Source organism: Catellatospora bangladeshensis, from assembly GCF_016862575.1.
Taxonomy (GTDB): domain Bacteria; phylum Actinomycetota; class Actinomycetes; order Mycobacteriales; family Micromonosporaceae; genus Catellatospora; species Catellatospora bangladeshensis.
The window spans coordinates 1-17,903 of the sequence record NZ_BONF01000035.1; the positions used below are offsets into that span (position 1 = coordinate 1).

Consider the following 17,903-nt stretch of genomic DNA (forward strand, 5'->3'; position numbering starts at 1 on the left):
AAACTGCAGCCCGTTCGGTTGGTCGTGCAGTTTCGGGGAAACTGCGGTCCGTCGGGCTGTTGGTCGCGTGGTTTCCCTGAAACTGCGGCCCGGTCGGCGGGGGTGGGTTAGGGCTTGATCGACTGGTAGTAGCGGGCGGCGCCGGGGTGGAGTGGGAGCGGGGCGGTGGCGATGGCGGACTGCGGGTTCATGCGGCCGGCCGCGGGGTGGGCCACGCCGAGTTCGTCGCGGTGCTCCATGAGCATCCGGGTCAGCTCGAAGACCAGGTCCTCGTCCATGCCCGCCGGGACGACGAGGTAGTTCGGGTCGGCGACGGTGCTGATCGGGTCGAGGCCGTAGACGGAGTACGGCACGTCGCGGCTGACGTAGACCTCGCTGTAGCGCACCCGCAGCGCGTCGGTCCAGCCGCCCAGCTCCACGAGCCGGATCGGCAGGTCGGCGACGAGCTGCTCGACCGCCCGGACCGGCGGGCCGCCGGAGAAGAAGAACGCATCGATCTCGCCCTTGCGCAGCGCCGCCGCCGAGGCGTCCAGGCCGAGCTGGTGCACCTCGACCCGGTCGCCGGCCAGCTCCGCGACGTCCAGCAGCCGGTTCGCCGTGATGGCCGTGCCCGAGCCGGGCGCGCCCACCGACACCCGCCGTCCCTTCAGATCGGCGAGGTCGCGCACCGGCCCGTCCGCACGGGTCACCAGGTGCAGCAGGTCGTCGTACACCCGGGCCACGGCCATGACCTTGTTGCCGGTGGACGGCAGGATGTCGGCCTGGGTGAAGCCGAGCTGCGCCCGGCCGTCGCCGACCAGCTCCACGTTCTGCGCCGAGGCCGTGGTGATCAGGACGTTGGTCTCCACGTACGGCAGCTCGCGCTCGACGATCGCCGCGTACGCCTTGCCGAACACGTAGTACACGCCCGTCTGGCTGCCGGTGGCGATGCTCAGGCGCACCGGCTCGGGTGTGGGCTCGGTGCACCCGCCCACGCCGAGCAGGACCGCCACGGCCAGCGCGGCGGCCGGGAAGACACGCCGCCGGACCACGCGCCAGAAACTACCCGGTCAGGCGGGCAGCGCGCCCGCCCCCTGCAGGATGCGGTGCGCGGCGGCGCCGGGCACGCTCAGCAGGAGGCTGCCCGCCTGCGGGGAGAGCGTCGCCTGCGCGCCGAGCAGGTGCGCCCCGCGGACCAGCACGGTGGCCAGGTCCGGCTCGCTGACGCGTACCCCGAGGATGTGCTTGCGCATGTGGCGGCCGGCCGACAGCAGCACGGCCCGCCACGCGGCCCCGGCCAGGCGCAGCCGCTCGGCGTGCGCGGGCGCGGAGGTGCCGACGGCCGCGGTGCTGAGCACGCTGGCCCGGCCCTGCCGCCAGGCCGCCGCGCTCAGCTCGGCGTACGCGTCGCGGTGCGCGCCGGGCACGCTGACCCGGTGCAGGCGGTAGCGGCGGCGCAGGCCCGCCTCGGCGACGTCGTGCGCGAAGGGCAGGTGCAGCGCGCGCATGAGCTGGCCCATGCGGCGGGCGGCGGCCTCGCCGTTGAACTCGACCATCCCCGCCGGCAGCGCCGCCCGGCGGGGATGGACCGTCCGCACCCCCCCGTTCGCCGCCGGCGAGGTCGCCCGGACCAGGCAGGCCAGCTCGAACGCGTCCTCCAGCCGGGCCCGGTCGAGCCGGGTGACCGGCGCGCACGCGGCGGCGGCGGGCAGCAGGTCGAGGGTGGCCCGCATGGTTTCTCCCGTCGTCAGCGTCGTTGGTGCGGCGGAACACGCCCGGCCCCCCAGGTACGGCGGGGCGTGTTCCGTCGGTGTACCCACGGTGAGGGGTTCGCGCGCCCGCGCGGAATACGTACGGCGCAGCCTTGAGGAAAACTTGCGCTTCAGACGGAGTCCTCCAGCGGCGGCGGGCCGGCCGCGCTGCCGTCGCGCGGGGGCAGGTGCCGGATCACCAGCCGGTTCAGCGCCCACAGCGCGACACCGCCCAGCAGCAGCCAGAACGCCAGCAGGTAGATGTTCGCCTCGCGGACGAACGGCAGCAGGAACACCGCCGACACGATCGCGCCGAGCACCGGGACGATCGTCGGGGCGTGGAAGTGGCGGTGCGCGACGTGGTCGCGGCGCAGCACCAGCGCGGCGATGTTGACCAGCATGAACACCGCGGTGAGCAGCAGCACGGTGGTGTCGGACAGGTTGGTCAGGTCGTTGACGGTAACCAGCAGCAGGATCGACAGGGCCGTGGTGAACAGGATCGCGATCCAGGGGGTACGCCGCGGCGACAGCACCGCGAAGGGCCGGGGCAGCACGTCGCGCCGCGCCATGCCGTACAGCAGCCGGGACGCCATCAGCATGTTGATCAGCATGGTGTTGGACACCGCGATCATGGAGATGGCCGAGAAGATCCGCGAGACGGGCAGGTCGGGCGCGCCGATGCGCACCACCTCCAGCAGCGGCCCGCTCGACTTCGTCAGCACGTCCAGCGGCACCACCATGGCCGCCGTGAACGCCACCAGCAGGTAGATGACCCCGGCGGCGAGCAGGCCGGTGATCATCGCGGGCGGGAAGTTGCGCGGCGGGTCGGTGGTCTCCTCGGCGAGGTTCACCGAGTCCTCGAAGCCCAGGAAGGCGTAGAAGGCGGTCGCCGCTCCGGCCATGATCCCGGTGAACACGCCGAATCCGGTCCCGGCGAAGTCGAACGCGGCGGCAGGGTCGCCCGAGCCCTTGGCCAGCACGCTGGCGCCCACCCCGATGATGAACAGCAGGCCGGACAGCTCGATGCAGGTGATGACGATGTTCACCTTGATCGACTCGGAGATGCCCCAGTAGTTGATCGCCGCCACCAGCAGGATCGCCAGGATGCCGATCAGCACCATGGGCGGGTTCACCACCCCGGTCAGGCCGGTGAAGTACCGCCCGCCGATACGGGTCGCGGCGAAGCTGGCCGAGGTCACCCCGGACGCCATGATCGCGAAGGTGACCAGGAAGCTCAGGAACTTGATCCGGTACGCCCGGTCGCAGTACAGCGCACCGCCCGCCGCCTGCGGATACTTCGTGACCAGCTCCATGTACGCGAACGCGGTCAGAAACGCCAGCACGAACGCGACCAGGAACGACGCCCAGATCGCCCCGCCCACCTTCGCCCCGACCTGGCCGGTCAGCGAGTAGATCCCGGCGCCGAGGATGTCGCCCAGGATGAAGAAGATCAGCATGGGCCGGGTGATGATCCGTTTCAGCGCGTGCGGATCGTCGTGCGAGTGCGGAGCGGGCACGGAGACGTCGGCGCTCATCGGCAAGCCTCCCGGGGCCGAGCGGCGGCCAGGTGCCGCTGCTCCTCATCCTCCTCCGTTCCCGGGCCCCGGATGATCAGAACGGGTCAGGGCAGCTCGGCGAAGCGCTCCACCCGGTCCACCGGCCCCGCGACCACGATGATGTCGCCGTACTGCAGCACGGTCTGCGCGTCGGCGTAGGTGAACTCCTGACCGGGCGCCTTCACGCACACGATGGTCACCCCGTGCTTGCGCCGCAGCCGGGTCTCCCCCAGCGGCACGCCCACGTACTCGTGCGGCGGGCGCGTCTTGACCAGCGCGAAGTTGGAGTCGATCTCCATGTAGTCGAGCATCCGCCCGGACACCAGGTGCGCGACCCGCTCGCCCATGTCGTGCTCGGGCAGCACGATGTGCTTGGCGCCGATGCGCTCCAGGATCCGGCCGTGCTGGCGGCTGACCGCCTTCGCCCAGATGTCGGCGACCTCCAGCTCGACCAGCAGCGACGTGGTGAGGATGCTGGCCTCCAGGTCGCTGCCGATGGCCACCACGCCCCGGCTGAACTCGCCCACGCCGAGCTGGCGCAGCGCCTCGATGTCCGTCGAGTCGGCCGCCACCACGTGGGTGAGCTGGCCGGACAGGCTCTGCACCAGCTTGGGCCGGTTGTCGATCGCCAGCACCTCGGTGCCCCGGCGCATCAGCTCGATCGCCAGCGAGCTGCCGAACCGGCCCAGCCCGATGACGACCACGGGATCGTTCTTCTCAGCCGACAAGGAGGCGCTCCTCGGGTAGTTCGTAATGACGGGTCTTGGCGCGCAGCGCCAGCGCGGTGCCCAGGGTCAGCGGGCCGACCCGGCCCACGAACATCAGGATCGCCAGCAGCGCGTGGCTGGCGGCGTCGAGCTGCGGCGTGATGCCGGTGGACACGCCCACCGTGGCGAACGCGGAGATCGCCTCGAACAGCACCTGATCCAGCCGGTGCGGGTTGAGCACGAGCAGCAGGTACGTCGACGCGGCGACCGTGCCCACGCCGACCAGGGCGATGGTCAGCGCCTGGCGCTGCAGCTGCACCGGCACCCGGCGCCGGCCGACGTTCACCGACGGCTCGCCCCGCAGCTCGGCCCAGATCACGTACGCCAGCAGCCCGAACGTGGTGACCTTGATGCCGCCCGCGGTGCCCGCGCTGCCGCCGCCGATGAACATCAGCGCGTCGTAGGCCAGCCAGCTCGACGGGTACATCGCCGCGATGTCGATCGAGTTGAACCCGCCGCTGCGCGGCATCACCGCGCCGAAGAACGCGTTGAGCAGCTGGTCGGCGCCCGACATCGGGCCGAGCGTGCGCGGGTTGCGCCCCTCCGTGGCCAGCAGCAGGACCGTGCCGATCACCAGCAGCACGACGGTCAGCGTGAGCGTGATCCGGGTGAGCACCGACCACCGGCTCGGCCGCCGCCAGCCGTGGCGCAGCTCGAACAGCACCGGGAAGCCAAGCCCGCCGATGATCACCCCGGCGGCCAGGGTCAGGCAGATCCACGGGTCGGTGTTGAACCGCACCACGCTGTCCGGCCACAGCGCGAACCCGGCGTTGTTGAACGCCGAGATCGAGTGGAACGCGCCGAGGTAGAGCGAGCGGCCGAACGACTCCCCATACGCGATCATGAAACGGGCCCCCAGCAGCAGCGTGAGCAGCAGCTCCGTGCCGAGGCTGAGGATGAGCACGTTGCGGACCACCCGGCGCAGGTCGGTCATCTGCAGCGTCTTCGTCTCGACCTGGACCAGCATGCGAGCCCGCAGCCCCATCCGGCCCGACAGGGCGACCGCGAACAGCGTCGCCATCGTCATGATGCCCAGGCCGCCGGCCTGCACGAGGACCATGATGATCAGCTCGCCGGCGATCGACCAGTGCGTCTCGCTGTCCACCAGCACCAGCCCGGTCAGGCATACCGCCGAGGTCGCCGTGAACAGCGCGTCCAGGAACCGCGCGGACTCGCCCGACTCGGTGGCCAGCGGCAGCGACAACAGCCCGGTCCCCACCAGGACCGCCGTCGCGAATCCGCCGACGATCACCTGCGTGGGGTGGTGGAACTGGTCGAGGATGACCGTCGAGACGCTCCTGCGCACGTCGGCGACCCTACCAACTCACGCCCAGCCCGGTGATCCACCTCCGGCGCGAAGATCGGCCCACATCGAGCGCCGCCCGGACCGTTCGGGGGTCACCGCCGTTAACGAAGCCGTGTCAGGGTATGCCCCATGCGTGATGCGGACGTCCTCGTCATCGGTTCCGGCCCCGGCGGGCAGAAGGCCGCCATCGCCGCCGCCAAGCTGGGCCGCCGCGTCGCGGTGATCGAGCGCGGCGACATGATCGGCGGAGTCAGCGTCAACACGGGCACCATCCCGTCGAAGACGCTGCGTGAGGCCGTGGTCTACCTGACCGGCCTGAGCCAGCGCGAGCTGTACGGCCAGAGCTACCGGCTCAAAGAGGACATCACCGTCGCCGACCTCACCGCGCGCACCCACCACGTGATCAGCCGCGAGGTGGACGTGGTCCGCGGCCAGCTCGCGCGCAACGGCGTACGCCTGCACAGCGGCACCGCCCGCTTCCTCGACCCGCACACCGTGCACGTCACCGGCGAGCGCGGCCGCGACTTCACCGTCACCGCCGACCACATCGTGATCGCCGCGGGCAGCCGCCCGGCCCGCCCCGCCACGGTCGAGTTCGACGACCTGACCATCGTCGACTCCGACGGCATCCTCAAGCTCGACCGGGTCCCCCGCTCGATGGTCGTCGTCGGCGCGGGCGTCATCGGCATCGAGTACGCCTCCATGTTCGCCGCACTGGGCACCAAGGTCACCGTCGTCGAGAAGCGCGCCCGCATGCTCGACTTCTGCGACCTGGAGGTCGTCGAGGCGCTCAAGTACCACCTGCGCGACCTGGCCGTCACGTTCCGGTTCAGCGAGGCCGTGGCCCGGGTCGAGAAGCACGCCCGGGGCGCGATCGCGGTGCTGGACAGCGGCAAGACCATCGCCGCCGACACCGTCATGTACTCCGCCGGCCGCCAGGGCATGGGCGACACCCTCGACCTGGCCGCCGCCGGGCTGCAGGCCGACGACCGGGGCCGGATCCCCGTCGACGAGTACTTCCGCACCGCCGTGCCGCACATCTACGCCGTCGGCGACATCATCGGCTTCCCCGCGCTGGCCGCGACCTCGATGGAGCAGGGCCGCCTGGCCGCCCACCACGCCTGCGGCGAGCCCGTGGGCACCATGTCCGCGCTGCAGCCCATCGGCATCTACACCATCCCCGAGATCAGCTACGTCGGGCGTACCGAGGACGAGCTGACCGACCAGCGGGTGCCGTTCGAGGTCGGCGTCTCCCGCTACCGCGAGCTGGCCCGGGGCCAGATCATCGGCGACTCGCACGGCATGTTGAAGATCCTGGTCTCCCCGGAGGACCGTAAGCTGCTCGGCGTGCACGTCTTCGGCACCGGCGCCACCGAGCTGCTCCACATCGGCCAGTCCGTGATGGGCTGCGGCGGCACCGTCGACTACCTGGTCGACGCGGTGTTCAACTACCCGACGCTGGCCGAGTCGTACAAGGTCGCCGCCCTCGACGCGACCAACAAGATGCGCCACATCGCGAGCCTGCGCGACTGATGCCGGCCACCGTGACCGCGCCGGACCCGCAGCCCACAGCGCTGCGCCCGGCCGTGCCACCGCGTACCCTGCGGCCAGGCCGCCGCCGCGGCCGGCTGCTCGCCGCGCTGTCCGTGCTGGTCGCCTGCCTGCTGCTGTTCCACCGCGCCGTCCCGAACGTGTTCGCGCACCTGGGCAGCCTGCTGGAGTCGCTGCTGCCCTGGCTCGGCCTGGCCGTGCCGGTGCTGGCCGGGCTGGCGCTGCTGCGCCGATCCAGGGTCGCGCTGGCCGCCGCCGCGCTGCCCGCCGCCGCGTGGCTGCACGGGTTCGGCGGGGTGCTGCCGCCCGACCCGGCCGCCCCGCACGACCTCACCGTCGTGCAGCACAACGTCAGCGACGAGAACCCCGACCCGGCGGGCACCGCGCGGGCGCTGCTCGCGGCCGGGCCGGATTTGGTCGCGCTGGAGGAGGTCACCCCGGCCGCGCTGGACGCGTACGCCACCGTGCTCGGCCGCGAGCTGCCGCACACGGCTCTGGAGGGCACCGTCGGGCTGTGGTCCCGCTACCCGGTCAGCGACGTGCGGCTGGTCGAGATCCGGCCCCGGGCGATCGTCGCCGACTGGAGCCGGGGCATGCGGGCCACCGTGCACACCCCGCGCGGCGACGTCGCCGTGTACGTCGCGCACCTGCCGTCGCTGCGGCTGCGGCCCACCGACGGGTTCGGCTCGACGATCCGCGACGAGAGCGCCGCCAAGCTGGGCGCGGCGCTGGCCGCCGAGCCGCTGGACCGGCTGATCCTGATCGGCGACCTCAACGGCACGGTCGACGACCGTGGCCTGGGCCCGGTCACCGAGCAGGTGCACACCGACCGCTCCGACTTCGCCTTCAGCTGGCCCGCCGCCGCCCCGGTCGCCCGGATCGACCACGTCATGGCCCGCGCCGCGACGGTCGTGCGCGCCTGGTCGCTGCCCCGCACCGGCAGCGACCACCTGCCGCTGGCCGCCCGGATCAGGATCTGACCGGTTCTACAGGCCGATGCGGAAGGTCCCGGTCAGCTGCAGCGAAGCCTGCTCGCGCAGCACGTCGGCCGAGTACAGGCGCGGCGGCTCGTTCATCCCGGGTAGCACGACACCGTACGCGGCGTGCCCGCCCGGCACCTCGGCGACGGTGAAGGGGTAGGCGCAGCTGGTGTTCTGCAGCTGGCGGCTGGCAGGCTCCTTCTTGAGCTGCCCCACCGCGATGATCACCCCGGTCTCACTGAGCACGTGGATCTTGTCGTCGGGCAGGTCAGGGCACAACTCGCCGACCACCTTCACCCCGGTGACCGTCACGGTGCCGTCCACCGTGAACGGGTCGGCCGTCCCGGAGCCGCCGATCAGCGCGACGACACCGCCGCCCAGCAGCACCCCCGCCACTGCGGCCACGGCGGGAACGGCGATCCGGTTCAGGCTCCGACCGGTTTTCGAGGTGCTGTGCTGCTCAGTCATGGCGCGCACAATAGTCGACTCAGTCCATCACGTGGGGGCACGCCGTGCGGCGCAGTTCCGTCACGTCGGCTCGGCGCGCCCGGCCGTCGGGCAGGATGAGATCGGGAGCCGCCCGGCGATCACCAGGCACGGCTTCTCGATCAATAGGACACCGCCGCCCCGAGCGTGCGCGAGGGCGCTCGACGTGGTGGGGTATGAGTGACAAGGGACGCAGCGGCGCGGCCGTTTCACATCGGGCTTTCACGACCAGGAGTCACATCATGGCAGCACAGATCGGTGTCACGGGGCTGGCGGTGATGGGCGCCAACCTCGCCCGCAACCTGGCCCGCAACGGCTACACCGTCGCGGTGCACAACCGCAGCCGCGCCCGCACCGACGCGCTGATCGCCGAGCACGGCCACGAGGGCGACTTCGTCCCGGCGGAGACGCTGCAGGAGCTGGTCGACTCGCTGGAGAAGCCGCGCCGCGTCCTGATCATGGTCAAGGCCGGCAAGCCGGTCGACGCCGTGATCGACGACCTGGTGCCGCTGCTCGACGCCGACGACATCATCATCGACGCGGGCAACTCCCACTACACCGACACCCGCCGCCGCGAGGCCGCGCTGGCCGAGAAGGGCCTGCACTTCGTCGGCGTGGGCGTGTCCGGCGGCGAGGAGGGCGCGCTCAAGGGCCCGTCGATCATGCCGGGCGGGTCGAAGAAGTCGTACGAGTCGCTCGGGCCCATGCTGGAGAAGATCTCCGCCCACGTCGACGGCGAGCCCTGCTGCTCCTGGATCGGCACCGACGGCGCCGGCCACTTCGTCAAGATGGTCCACAACGGCATCGAGTACGCCGACATGCAGGTCATCGGCGAGGCGTTCGACCTGCTGCGCTCCGGCGCGGGCATCGAGCCGGCCGAGCAGTCGAAGATCTTCGCCGAGTGGAACAAGGGCGACCTGTCGTCCTTCCTGATCGAGATCACCGCCGAGGTGCTCGGGCACGTCGACGCGAAGACCGGCAAGCCGTTCGTGGACGTCGTGGTCGACGCCGCGGGCATGAAGGGCACCGGCGGCTGGACCGTCATCGCCGCGCTGGAGCTGGGCTCGCCGGTCACCGGCATCGCCGAGTCGGTGTTCGCCCGCGCCCTGTCGTCGCAGGCCGCACAGCGCCCCGTGGCGCAGAGCCTGCTGCCCGGCCACGAGGTGAAGCTGGACCTGCCGGACACCTTCGTCGAGGACGTGCGCCAGGCGCTGTACGCGTCGAAGCTGGTCAGCTACGCCCAGGGCCTGGACATGCTGGTCGCGGCGGCCAAGGAGTACGGCTGGGAGCTGGACCTGGCCGCGATCGCGTCGCTGTGGCGGGCCGGCTGCATCATCCGCGCCTCGCTGCTGCGCGACATCACCGAGGCGTACCGCGGCGACAACCCGCCCGCCAACCTGCTGTTCGCCCCCGCCTTCACCGAGGCGATCGGGGCGGCCGTGCCGGCCTGGCGCCGGGTCGTGGCCACCGCCGCGCAGCTGGGCATCCCCGCCCCGGTGTTCTCGTCCTCGCTGGCGTACTACGACGGCCTGCGCCGCGAGCGCCTGCCCGCCGCGCTGACCCAGGGCCTGCGCGACCTGTTCGGCGCGCACACCTACCAGCGGGTCGACGCCGACGGCGTGTTCCACACCCTGTGGTCGGGCGACAAGACCGAGCGCCCGGAGTCCTGACGCCTTTCGCGAGCAAAGCTCCGTTCATGCGGTTCTGCTGCATGAACGGAGCTTTGTGTTTACCGCCCCGTGCGCCGGGGGCAGGACGACCCGATACGGTGTTGGTTCAACTTTGAACTCCGAGGAGTGAACGCCTGTGGGCGCCTACGGCACCCAGATCCTGCTGGTGCTTGTCCTGATGTTGATCAACGGAGCCCTGTCGGGCAGCGAGATGGCACTCATCTCGCTCCGCGAGTCGCAGATCCAGCGGCTCGAGCGCTCCTCCTCCGGCGGCCGGGTGCTCGCCCGCCTCTCCCGGGACCCGAACCGGTTCCTGGCCACCATCCAGATCGGCATCACCCTGGCCGGCTTCCTGGCGTCCGCCTTCGCCGCCACCTCGCTGGCGCAGCCGCTCGTGCCCGCGCTGGCGTTCCTCGGCTCGGCCGCCGAGGTCGTCGCGATCATCATCGTCACGCTCGTCCTGACGTTCCTCACCCTGGTGCTGGGCGAGCTGGCACCCAAGCGCATCGCGATGCAGCGCGCCGAGGGCTGGGCGCTGCTCGCGGCCCGGCCGCTGGACTGGATGGCCACCGCGTCGCGGCCCATCGTCTGGCTGCTCGGCAAGGCCACCGACATGATCGTCAGAATCGCGGGCGTCGACCCCCGGGCCGGGCGCGAGGAGATCTCCGCCGAGGAGATCCGCGACCTGGTCGTCGCGCAGCGCGGCTTCAGCGCCCAGCAGCGGGAGATCATCTCCGGTGCGTTCGAGATCACCGAACGGGACATCCGGGAGATCCTGATCCCCCGGCGCGAGGTGTTCGCCCTGGCCGCCGACCTGACCGTCGAGGAGGGCCTGCGCGAGCTGGCGAACTCCGGTCACAGCCGGGCTCCGGTGGTCCGTGACGGCGACCTGGACACCGTCGTCGGCGTGGTGCACCTGCGCGACCTGCTCGACGCCGAGGGCGAGGTCGGCGAGCGCGCCCGGCCCGCGATCTTCCTGCCGGAGACGCTGTCGGTGTCGGACGCGATGCGCCAGCTGCGCTCGCAGCGCGAGCAGTTCGCCCTGGTGGTGGACGAGCACGGCTCGATCGACGGCATCCTCACCATGGAGGACCTGGTGGAGGAGGTCGTCGGTGAGATCTACGACGAGACCGACCGGGACGTCGTCGCCGTGGTCCGCGAGGCAGACGACGTGTTCCTGGTGCCCGGCTCGTTCCCGCTGCACGACCTGCCCGACCTCGGCATCGACGTGGACCGGCTGGGCGAGGTGGACTACACCACCGTCGCAGGGCTGCTGCTGGACCGGCTGGGCCGCATCCCGACCGAGCCCGGCGACGTCGTGAAGGCGCCCGGCTTCACCGGCGAGGTGGTCGAGGTCGCCGAGCGCAGCATCACCAAGATCCGCCTGCGCCTGGTCCGCGACCGCGACCGGCACTCGGACCGTACCGCCTAAGCGGGGCGCGGAGTCTCGCGCCGGGTAGTCAAGATCGCTGTCTCGTGTCCCAACCTGAGGTCCAACCAGACCTTCGGACACGAGACAGCGATCTTTCCATGTGGCCCCCTGGCCGAACACGCAGCGCCGCGCAAGTTGGCGGAGGAATCGTGCAAGTAGTTGCACAGATTGCGTGCAAGAAATCGACTCAATCTCTTGTGTTTATCGATCGGTCGAAGTAAGTTGATCCGCAATCGCCATCCTGTACACGTCCCAGCAGGAGGAACATTGCGCACCATCAAGTCCGTGGCCCGCATCGCCGCCGTGAGCGGTCTCATGGCCGCCAGCTTCGTCGCCGCCACCGCCGCCCCGGCCGCCGCCGCGGGGTGCAACTCGGGCAACACCAGCTACTCCACCTTCCGCGCGGGCGGCTGCTCCGGCTACCCGAGCAACTGGAAGGTCCAGGCCCGGACCAGCTGCCTCGGCGGCTCGACCGCGTACGGCTCCTGGGTCTCCGTCGGCGGCTACTCCTACGCGACCTGCGCGGGCGGCCGTCAGGCCTTCGGCGGTTCGTACTCCGTCAGCCCGTAACACCTTTCCCCGCGCGGCTCCCACGCCGCGCATCGAGCCCTCGGCCCGATCCAGCCGAGGGCTCGAACATGCATGCCGTCAGACGATCCCGATCCGGGCCAGCGCGCCGGTCTCCATCGCACACCACAGTGCACCGTCGTGGACCGCGATGCCGTGGGGTTCCCCATCGGGTCGCGAGAGCGGGAACGAGTCGATCGCGCCGCCGAGCGTGATCCGGCCGACCCGGCCGGTCCCCCACTCGGTGAACCACAGCGCACCGTCGGGGCCCGCCGTAATCGCATGAGGCCGCGCCTGCCGATCGGGCAGCGGAAACTCGGCGATGTCGCCGTCGACCGTAATCCGGCCCACCTGGCCCGCGCCGATCTCGACGAACCAGAGCGCCCCGTCCGGTCCAAGCGTGATGCCGACCGGCCCGGCGCTCGCCGTGGGAAGCGGATACACCCTGGCTGCGCCGTCGGCCGCGATCCGGCCGATGGCGTTGGCTGCGTTCAGCGTGTACCACATGGCGCCGTCCGGACCGGCGGTGATCGCGGACGGGAAGTCGCCGAGCGCCGGGAACTCGGTGATCGTGCCGTCCGGCGTGATCCGGCCGATCCGGCCGGCCGTGGTGAGCGTGAACCAGACCGCCCCGTCGGCTCCGGCGGCGATGCCGAACGGCCCGCCGTCCGCCGTCGGCGGGGTGAAGGACGTGGTCACACCGTCGACGCTGAGGCGGCCGATCCGGTGCGCCCGGCCCTCGGTGAACCACAGCGCGCCGTCCGGACCGGAGGTGATCACCATCGGGCCCCGGCCCACGGCGAACTCGGTGAGCCGCCCGTCGGGGCTGCGCCGGACGACCCTGTCCTGATGTACGAGCGTGCACCACAGGCACCCGTCCGGGCCTTCGACCAGCGCATAGGGTCCGGCATCAGGGCCGCTGACGGTGAACTCGCGAATCTGGACGGTGGGGTGCTGCGATGAGCCCGGCATGGTGAGTCCTTCCCGCGGCCGCGTGGATCAAACGCCATGATCGCGATCTCGTGTCGAAAGCTCTGGTCAGAGCCCACCTACTGACACGAAACGGCGATCATGCCTGGCGGGTGGCGGCCTCCGCCGCCAGGGCGCGGAAGGCGGCCTCGGTCGGCGAGCCCGGGTCGGCGCAGTACACGATCATGCGCTGGTCGCTGTCGGAGATGTGCAGCAGCTGGCACTCGAACTCCAGCGGCCCGGCGACAGGGTGCACCACGGTCTTGCGTACGCCGCGCCGTACCTGCACGTCGTGCTCGGCCCACATCCGCGCGAACGCCGGAGACGTGCCCAGCAGCTCGGTGACCAGGGACTCGATCCCGGCGTCGCCCGGGTAGCGGCCGTACGCGGCGCGCAGGTCGGCGACCGTGGCCCGCACGAACCGCAGCGACTCCGCGCCGGGCTCGCGCAGCCGATCCGACCGGAACATCCACCGGATCATGTTGCGGTCGCGCTCCGGATACGCCGACAGGTCGCCGATGAAGTGCACGGCCAGCACGTTCCACGCCAGCACGTCGTACTTCGCGTCCACGATGTACGCCGGGACCAGCGGCATCGCGTCGAGCAGCGCCCGCATCGCGGGCAGCAGGGTGCGGCTGGGGCCGGTCGTCGCGGGCGGGTTCTCCCCCGCCAGCCGGAACAGGTACTCCCGCTCGTCGGCGGTCAGCATCAGCGCGCGGGTGAGCGCGGCCAGCACCTGCCGCGACGGCTGCGGGCCCCGGCCCTGCTCCAGCCGGATGTAGTAGTCGATCGACATCCCGGCCAGCTGCGCCACCTCCTGCCGGCGCAGGCCCGGCGTGCGCCGCCGCCCCGCGCCCGGCACCCCGCCCTCGGGCAGACCGACGTCGGCCGGCCGCAGCCGCTCCCGCCTGCTGCGCAGGAAGGCGGCCAGTTCGGTGCGGTGGCGCTCGTGCATACCCACCAGCCTGCCCGACGGCCCGCGAGACCGCACCCCGCCCGGGTGGTATCGGCGATACCAGGCTGACCGGTTCTCTCCCGGGACCGCGGCGGCCACGGCACGGTGAGGGTATGACTGAGGAAACCACCGTCGCGCTGGTCACCGGCGCTAACAAGGGCATCGGCTACCAGACCGCACGGCTGCTCGGCGAGCTGGGCCACACCGTCCTGATCGGCGCCCGCGACCCCGAGGCGGGACGGCGGGCCGAGTCGGCGCTGCGGGAGGGCGGCGCGGACGCCAGGTTCGTGCCGCTGGAGGTGACCGACGCCGCGTCGGTCCGGCAGGCCGCAGAGCACGTCGCGGAGACGTTCGGGCGGCTCGACATCCTGGTCAACAACGCGGGCATCGTCCGCGCCCCCGGCAGCGACGGTGCGGCGGGCTGGGCGCCGAGCCAGGCGGCCGTCGCCGACGTGCGGGCGGTCTTCGAGGTCAACGTGTTCGGTGTCATCGCGGTGACCAACGCGATGCTGCCGCTGCTACGCCGCGCCCCGGCAGCGCGCATCGTGCACGTGAGCAGCGAGGTCGGCTCGATCGGCTCGGTGACCGATCCGGACAGCCCGCTGTTCGCGCTGACCTCGCTCGGCTACCCCGCCTCGAAGGCCGCGCTGAACATGGTCACCGCGATGTACGCCAAGGAGCTGGCGGGCACGCCCATCAAGGTCAACGCTGCGAACCCCGGCTACTGCGCCACCGACCTGAACGGCAACAGCGGCTTCCGCACCGCCGAGGAGGGCGCCCGGATCAGCGTCGAGCTGGCCACCCTGCCCGCCGACGGCCCGTCCGGCGAGCTGTGGGGCTACCTGTGGGACCCGTCGTCGCCCGTGCCCCGCAACGGCCGCCTGCCCTGGTGACCGATGCCGTCGTGCTCGGAACACCGCTGGGGACGGAGCTCCGAGCACGACGGTGCACGCCTACCTACGGGCCAGGCCTGACGGCCAACCGCGCCGCAGGGTGTTCATCCGGCGGCGGACCTCGCGGTCGGGCTCGCAGCCGGCCGCCGTCGCCAACGCCCGCGCCATCTCCGGGGTGATCAGGTCCACCGGCCACGCCTCCAGGGCGTTCAGCGCCATGTTCCGGTTGCGGATCGAACGGTTCGCCAGCGCCGCCCGGATCAGCGGCCAACCCTTTCCGGGGTGACCGTCCAGCCGGCTCACGATCATGTCCAGGGCGTCCTCCGGCTCGGCCGAGCCGAACAGGAGGTCGAGCGCGGGCCCGGTCGCCAGGTCGGCCAGCGGCAGCAGCTCCTCGGCCAGCCGCAGCACCTCGTCGATGTCCCCGGCGCCGGTGACCAGCTGGTACCACAGGCGTGAGTCATACGGTCCGCGCCTGAGCTGCGCCATCACCTGCGTCACGAACGGGATGCCGAGCAGGCGCGCGGGCCACAGCGCCACCTGGAACACCGCCGGATCCTCGCCGCTCAGCGCCGCGACGACCACGGCCCGCCAGTCCGGCCGGGCGCACAGTTCCGCGGCCAGATCGTGCAACCGTGCCGCGTCGGCGGGCGACCAGGCATCGCCCGCCGACGCGGCGTGGTCGCGCAGGGTGGCGGTGATCGCCGTCCGCACCAGGTCCGGCGGGCGTGCGGCGACATGCCGCAGATACCGCTCGACCGCCACGGCGCCGTCGGGATAATCGTCCATGCCCTCCGCCGGGCCGCCCAGGCACAGCGCATACAGGATGCCACCGGCGCCCCGCAGCAGCTCGTCGTCGATCTCGTCCGCGGCGAGCGCGCCCGCGAGATCCCCGGTCGTGGCGGCGGTATAGGCGAGGTACTCGTCCATGATCGAGTTGCGGTACCCCTCGCGCAGCAGCCACGCCTTGATCTCCGGACGGCGGGTGGACCTCAGCCGTTGCACCGCGTGGATCCGGCCCCAGCCGCCGACCCGCCGCGCGAGCACGTACACGGCGCGATCGGGGTGGGGCTGCGTGCGCAACAGCGCGACCACGGCGTACAGCGTCAGGGTCTCCAGCGCACCCAGCCGGAGCAGCAGGTCGGCGTCGCGCTTCTCACCGGCGAGGCCGATCAGCACGATCCCGAGCGCGACCGGCCCGCGGCGGACGCCGTTCTCGGCGAGCCATCGGCCGAGTTCCCGCACCCGGTCCGGCGGCCGGCCGGCGAGGTCCTGGGTGAGGCCGTCGGCCACGGCGAGCGGGTCGACCCGGGCGGACACGTCGTGCAGCCGCCGCAGCAGGTCGGCGGACGGCGAACCGTCGAGCGCCGCCCGCAGGATCTCGGTCAGCTCGGCGGCGCCCGCGTCCGCACCGACGCCGGCGTGCTGGGTGCGGACGCCGTCGAGGACCGTGTCGGACATGGTGAATCGGTGGGGATCGCGGGGCCGCGCGTCTGGCAGCGGCGCGCCGCCGTCCGGCCAGGGGCCCGGCCCGTGCAGCGCCGCCAGCGACAGCGCGTGTGCGAAGTAGGTCTGCCCGTCCACGGCCGCCTCCGGCAGCCGCCACTCGCGGGCGCTCATCGTGCGGGGCGGAGGCCGCCCTTCCAGTTGATCAGCATCGTCACATGATGCACGCGGACCCGCCGCCGCGCACGCGCATATTCGGCGGCCGGTAGCGTGAACCGGTGACCGACCAGGATCTCAAGCCGTTCTTCGCGGCGGCAGCCGCCGGGCTCACCTTCAACGCGCCACTCGGCGAGCTGCGCGCCGCCGACCTGATCCGGCGGCTGGCCCCGGCCGACCCCGGCTGGCGTGCTCTCGACCTCGGCTGCGGCAACGGGGAACTGCTGCTGCGCCTTAGCGACGCGTACGCCATCAGCGGCGACGGTGTGGAGCGCGAGCCGCAGGACAAGCCCCATGCGGACGAACGCGCCCGCGTGCTCGGCCTGACCGAGCAGGTCACCTTCCACACGGCGGACGCCACCACCTGGGAGACCCCGGCGGAGCTGGTGCTCAACGTCGGCGCGAGCCACATCTGGGGCGGCACCGAGCAGGCCCTGGCCGTGCTGCACCGGCTGACCAAGTCCGGCGGCCTGCTGCTGTTCGGCGAGGGCTGCTACGAGGCCGAGCCGACCGCCGCGATCCGGGAGACCTTCGGCGACCTGCCCGACCTGGCGGGGCTGGCAACGCTGTGCGTCGCGGCCGGGTTCCGCCCGCTGCACGTCGCGGTGTCCACGATCGGCGAGTGGGACGACTTCGAGTCCGACTGGCGGGCCGGGATCGAGCGGCTCGGCACCCCGGAGGCCCGCGCGTTCGCCGACCGGCGGCGCGACGAGTATCTCGGCGGCTACCGCGGCACGGTCGGCTTCGCCTGGCTGATCCTCACCCCGGCCTGAGCCTGCCGGGGTTCCGGCCCGCGGCTGGTTACGGTGGGCCGATGCGTGAAACGGCATCCGAACTCGACGAACTCCAGGCCCTGCTCGACGCCTCGCTGTCCCGCTCCACCGCCCACCTGCAATCGATCTTCACCGCGCGCACGATCGGCGCGGTGCAGCTGACCCGGATCCTGACCGGCATGTGCACGCTCGCCCTGTCCACGGTGACCGCCAAGGGCGAGCCGCGGATCAGCGGCGTGGACGGGCACTTTCTGCACGGGCGGTGGCACTTCGGCACGGCACGCACCGCCGCCAAGGCCCGGCACCTGGCCGCCCGCCCGGCCGCCAGCGCGGCGCACATGCGCGGCGAGGATCTCGGCGTGTTCACCCACGGCACGGTCGAGATCCTCAACCCGGAGGGCGGCGCACCGGCGGCGGACTGGCCCGAGCTGCTGGCGTACTTCAAGGACTTCTACGGCGCCGACGCGTTCGACTGGGAGCGCGAGGTCGTCTACTACCGGCTGCACCCGCACTGGATGACCGTGTACGCACCCGACGTGGCCAAGCTCCTGCCCGATTGACTGCTCCCCCGCCTGAAGGCGGGGGATTCTTCCCGCTCTCAGCTTT

17 protein-coding genes are annotated in these 17,903 nt (G+C 71.9%); 8 read left to right on the forward strand and 9 right to left on the reverse strand.

Annotated features, from left to right (window positions below; translation table 11 throughout):
- Positions 1 to 107 precede the first annotated feature (107 nt).
- The 5 genes from Cba03nite_RS27915 to Cba03nite_RS27935 form a co-directional block, all read right to left on the reverse strand.
- Positions 108 to 1,031 carry a TAXI family TRAP transporter solute-binding subunit gene (locus tag Cba03nite_RS27915; RefSeq protein WP_203752306.1) on the reverse strand — a complete coding sequence of 308 codons (924 nt, stop codon included), beginning with the start codon at positions 1,029 to 1,031 and terminating at the stop codon, positions 108 to 110.
- Between the two features lie 18 nt (positions 1,032 to 1,049).
- Positions 1,050 to 1,712 (reverse strand): hypothetical protein, encoded by a 663-nt coding sequence (locus Cba03nite_RS27920; protein WP_239126056.1) that lies wholly within the window; start codon positions 1,710 to 1,712, stop codon positions 1,050 to 1,052.
- Between the two features lie 149 nt (positions 1,713 to 1,861).
- A complete protein-coding gene (locus Cba03nite_RS27925) occupies positions 1,862 to 3,265 on the reverse strand; it encodes an APC family permease (protein WP_203752308.1) in 1,404 nt (467 codons plus the stop codon).
- Between the two features lie 86 nt (positions 3,266 to 3,351).
- On the reverse strand, positions 3,352 to 4,014 hold the full coding sequence (locus Cba03nite_RS27930) for a potassium channel family protein (protein ID WP_239126057.1): 663 nt from the start codon (positions 4,012 to 4,014) through the stop codon (positions 3,352 to 3,354).
- Positions 4,004 to 5,359, reverse strand: a complete 1,356-nt coding sequence (locus tag Cba03nite_RS27935; RefSeq protein WP_239126058.1) for a TrkH family potassium uptake protein — start codon at positions 5,357 to 5,359, stop codon at positions 4,004 to 4,006. The genes Cba03nite_RS27930 and Cba03nite_RS27935 overlap by 11 nt, the downstream gene beginning before the upstream one ends.
- Positions 5,360 to 5,488: 129 nt before the next feature.
- Here Cba03nite_RS27935 and sthA point away from each other — a divergent pair, with 129 nt between their 5' ends.
- Positions 5,489 to 6,892 (forward strand): Si-specific NAD(P)(+) transhydrogenase, encoded by a 1,404-nt coding sequence (gene sthA, locus Cba03nite_RS27940; RefSeq protein ID WP_203752311.1) that lies wholly within the window; start codon positions 5,489 to 5,491, stop codon positions 6,890 to 6,892.
- Positions 6,892 to 7,890, forward strand: a complete 999-nt coding sequence (locus Cba03nite_RS27945) for an endonuclease/exonuclease/phosphatase family protein (protein WP_239126059.1) — start codon at positions 6,892 to 6,894, stop codon at positions 7,888 to 7,890. Before sthA ends, Cba03nite_RS27945 begins: the two co-directional genes overlap by 1 nt.
- Before the next feature lie 6 nt (positions 7,891 to 7,896).
- On the opposite strand, the gene Cba03nite_RS27950 is transcribed toward Cba03nite_RS27945, so the two are convergent.
- Positions 7,897 to 8,358 carry a hypothetical protein gene (locus tag Cba03nite_RS27950; protein WP_203752315.1) on the reverse strand — a complete coding sequence of 154 codons (462 nt, stop codon included), beginning with the start codon at positions 8,356 to 8,358 and terminating at the stop codon, positions 7,897 to 7,899.
- Positions 8,359 to 8,618: 260 nt separating this feature from the next.
- On the opposite strand from Cba03nite_RS27950, the gene gnd reads away from it, so the two are divergent.
- From gnd to Cba03nite_RS27965, 3 genes are all read left to right on the forward strand, one after another.
- Positions 8,619 to 10,046, forward strand: a complete 1,428-nt coding sequence (gnd, locus tag Cba03nite_RS27955; protein ID WP_203752318.1) for an NADP-dependent phosphogluconate dehydrogenase — start codon at positions 8,619 to 8,621, stop codon at positions 10,044 to 10,046.
- 136 nt (positions 10,047 to 10,182) lie between these two features.
- A complete protein-coding gene (locus Cba03nite_RS27960) occupies positions 10,183 to 11,478 on the forward strand; it encodes a hemolysin family protein (RefSeq protein ID WP_203752320.1) in 1,296 nt (431 codons plus the stop codon).
- Between the two features lie 267 nt (positions 11,479 to 11,745).
- A complete protein-coding gene (locus Cba03nite_RS27965) occupies positions 11,746 to 12,048 on the forward strand; it encodes a hypothetical protein (RefSeq protein WP_203752322.1) in 303 nt (100 codons plus the stop codon).
- Positions 12,049 to 12,126: 78 nt separating this feature from the next.
- On the opposite strand, the gene Cba03nite_RS27970 is transcribed toward Cba03nite_RS27965, so the two are convergent.
- Positions 12,127 to 13,017 (reverse strand): Vgb family protein, encoded by an 891-nt coding sequence (locus tag Cba03nite_RS27970; RefSeq protein WP_203752324.1) that lies wholly within the window; start codon positions 13,015 to 13,017, stop codon positions 12,127 to 12,129.
- Positions 13,018 to 13,114: 97 nt separating this feature from the next.
- A complete protein-coding gene (locus tag Cba03nite_RS27975; RefSeq protein ID WP_203752326.1) occupies positions 13,115 to 13,969 on the reverse strand; it encodes a helix-turn-helix transcriptional regulator in 855 nt (284 codons plus the stop codon).
- 113 nt (positions 13,970 to 14,082) lie between these two features.
- Here Cba03nite_RS27975 and Cba03nite_RS27980 point away from each other — a divergent pair, with 113 nt between their 5' ends.
- The gene (locus Cba03nite_RS27980; protein ID WP_203752330.1) at positions 14,083 to 14,862 is read left to right on the forward strand and encodes an SDR family oxidoreductase; all 780 of its coding nucleotides are present in this window, start codon (positions 14,083 to 14,085) and stop codon (positions 14,860 to 14,862) included.
- Positions 14,863 to 14,922: 60 nt separating this feature from the next.
- Here Cba03nite_RS27980 and Cba03nite_RS27985 read toward each other — a convergent pair whose 3' ends face one another.
- Positions 14,923 to 16,482 (reverse strand): hypothetical protein, encoded by a 1,560-nt coding sequence (locus tag Cba03nite_RS27985; protein ID WP_203752333.1) that lies wholly within the window; start codon positions 16,480 to 16,482, stop codon positions 14,923 to 14,925.
- A gap of 104 nt (positions 16,483 to 16,586) precedes the next feature.
- Here Cba03nite_RS27985 and Cba03nite_RS27990 point away from each other — a divergent pair, with 104 nt between their 5' ends.
- The gene (locus Cba03nite_RS27990) at positions 16,587 to 17,297 is read left to right on the forward strand and encodes an SAM-dependent methyltransferase (protein WP_203752335.1); all 711 of its coding nucleotides are present in this window, start codon (positions 16,587 to 16,589) and stop codon (positions 17,295 to 17,297) included.
- Positions 17,298 to 17,338: 41 nt separating this feature from the next.
- On the forward strand, positions 17,339 to 17,857 hold the full coding sequence (locus Cba03nite_RS27995; protein WP_203752337.1) for a pyridoxamine 5'-phosphate oxidase family protein: 519 nt from the start codon (positions 17,339 to 17,341) through the stop codon (positions 17,855 to 17,857).
- The last annotated feature ends 46 nt before the right edge of the window (positions 17,858 to 17,903 follow it).

Coding starts and splice junctions, on each gene's coding strand:
- Cba03nite_RS27920 (WP_239126056.1), bottom strand. CDS start 1,712: ATGCGGGCCACCCTCGACCTGCTGCCCGCCGCCGCCGCGTGCGCGCCG.
- Cba03nite_RS27925 (WP_203752308.1), bottom strand. CDS start 3,265: ATGAGCGCCGACGTCTCCGTGCCCGCTCCGCACTCGCACGACGATCCG.
- sthA (WP_203752311.1), top strand. CDS start 5,489: ATGCGTGATGCGGACGTCCTCGTCATCGGTTCCGGCCCCGGCGGGCAG.
- Cba03nite_RS27945 (WP_239126059.1), top strand. CDS start 6,892: ATGCCGGCCACCGTGACCGCGCCGGACCCGCAGCCCACAGCGCTGCGC.
- Cba03nite_RS27950 (WP_203752315.1), bottom strand. CDS start 8,358: ATGACTGAGCAGCACAGCACCTCGAAAACCGGTCGGAGCCTGAACCGG.
- gnd (WP_203752318.1), top strand. CDS start 8,619: ATGGCAGCACAGATCGGTGTCACGGGGCTGGCGGTGATGGGCGCCAAC.
- Cba03nite_RS27970 (WP_203752324.1), bottom strand. CDS start 13,017: ATGCCGGGCTCATCGCAGCACCCCACCGTCCAGATTCGCGAGTTCACC.
- Cba03nite_RS27975 (WP_203752326.1), bottom strand. CDS start 13,969: ATGCACGAGCGCCACCGCACCGAACTGGCCGCCTTCCTGCGCAGCAGG.
- Cba03nite_RS27980 (WP_203752330.1), top strand. CDS start 14,083: ATGACTGAGGAAACCACCGTCGCGCTGGTCACCGGCGCTAACAAGGGC.
- Cba03nite_RS27985 (WP_203752333.1), bottom strand. CDS start 16,482: ATGAGCGCCCGCGAGTGGCGGCTGCCGGAGGCGGCCGTGGACGGGCAG.
- Cba03nite_RS27995 (WP_203752337.1), top strand. CDS start 17,339: ATGCGTGAAACGGCATCCGAACTCGACGAACTCCAGGCCCTGCTCGAC.